The organism is Mycobacterium sp. ENV421, assembly GCF_002887815.1.
In the GTDB taxonomy this organism is placed as follows: Bacteria; Actinomycetota; Actinomycetes; order Mycobacteriales; family Mycobacteriaceae; genus Mycobacterium.
Genome location: NZ_PDHO01000119.1, coordinates 1 through 1,464 on the forward strand (window position 1 = coordinate 1; position 1,464 = coordinate 1,464).

At 67.2% G+C, this 1,464-nt stretch carries 3 protein-coding genes; 1 reads left to right on the top strand and 2 read right to left on the bottom strand.

The genetic code is table 11. The annotated features are described in order from the left end of the window. Positions 1-534, bottom strand: a 534-nt coding sequence (locus tag CRM90_RS29925) for a hypothetical protein (RefSeq protein WP_102810445.1), incomplete at its 3' end; no start/stop codon positions are given. Positions 535-613: 79 nt separating this feature from the next. On the opposite strand from CRM90_RS29925, the gene CRM90_RS29930 reads away from it, so the two are divergent. After that, on the top strand, positions 614-1,102 hold the full coding sequence (locus CRM90_RS29930) for a DUF6933 domain-containing protein (RefSeq protein WP_102810446.1): 489 nt from the start codon (positions 614-616) through the stop codon (positions 1,100-1,102). A gap of 75 nt (positions 1,103-1,177) precedes the next feature. Here CRM90_RS29930 and CRM90_RS29935 read toward each other — a convergent pair. Further along, a partial coding sequence (locus tag CRM90_RS29935; protein WP_102810444.1) for a transposase occupies positions 1,178-1,464 on the bottom strand: 287 nt, incomplete at its 5' end.

A 1,464-nucleotide genomic window follows, 5' to 3' on the forward strand; every position in this document is an offset into this window, starting at 1 on the left:
GAGGCGGTCTTGGCGGCGGCGGTTGGGTTCGTGGTTGGCTTCGGCGGCCACGAACCCGATCAGCTCTTCGAGGTCGTCGGCATTGGTCAGTAAGGCAGCGCCGTTTGGGTGGGCGCGCATGCCATACACCAGTCGCTCGCAGTCGGGGTCAAGCAGCATCAGGTCGCGTAACACGGCGGCGGTCTTGTCGCTGACGATGACCTCCTCGAGGGCGTCGGCAAGGCTGAGTCCGCGGCGGCGCAGGTCGTATGGGGAATCTGCCCAGTTGCTGATCACCCCCTCGTCGTCGCAGACGCTGCACGACCATCGGATCGGCGCCGATGCCTCGGCCGAGGTGATGGCGATGGTCATCCGTCCGGGGCAGCGTCGGTGGGCCGGTCGGCGCCGACACGGCAATGCCGATACCCACCGATCACCGACCTCGCCGGCGGTGCCCGCCCGGACTATGTCGCCCAAGTGCTGCGCGAGGCGCCGCGCGGGACCCGAAGCGTCGTGCGGCATGTCGAGGAAGTGATGCAGATCAGCGACCAACACGTCGCCACACTGTACCGGCGCCCAGCCACGGCGTTCTTGCATACCGATCGTCGGCGCCTGCCTACGATCATGGGTCGTGATGCTGCGATGTACCGCCAGGGTGTTGGCGCTGCTGGGGGTGTCTGAGCCGGCCATCGGCGAAGCCTGCGCGACCGACGGGTATGCCCACATGGTCTGGATCGACCGACGCAAATGCCTGCTGGTGACCCACGCCGGGACCTTGTTCTCGGTGTTCATGCCCAACGTCACCGCCGCGGGGTTGCGCCCGATCGGCCCGCCGGTCGTCTCGGCGATCCAGGCCGCGCTGCACGCCGAAGGCCTGCCCGTGGATACGCTGGGCGATCTTGATCCCCAGCAGGTGGCCGTGGCCAAGACCGCTGACCGCCGCATTCTGGGCACCATCAACGACCTCGCGTTTACCACCGAACACGTCATCGCCACCGCTGGCGGCCTGGCCCGCTGCGACATCGACGCACTGCACCACGGCCTGCATCGCACCATCAACAGCATCACCGGCTACATCCCACCGATCGACCTGGTCACGGCAAGCCGTCAAGACCAGCGGTAATAGAGCCGTCCTCCTGCCTGAGCGGAGGTGTCGGTTCCAGTCGGAGACTGAACCCGGCGAAGCAACACAGGGTCGCTACGCGGTGGCCGAAATGGGATCTGCGGGGTCGGTGTCGCCACTCGTGGCGGAGGGCGGCGGCCGCAGTTCACGGGGTGGGTCGAGCAGTGATCGGCGTAGGTCTTGGAGCAATCGGGTGCCGACCGGTGTCATGGTCAGGCCGCGCCAACCGGCCGAGGCGCGGTCGAGTACGGCCCACACCAGGCTGATGGCGCTGGTCTCGCCGGGGAATCGGCCGATGACCTTGGTCCGTCGCTTGGTCTCCCCAAACGAGCGCTCAATAAGATTCGAATGCCGAACGCGCC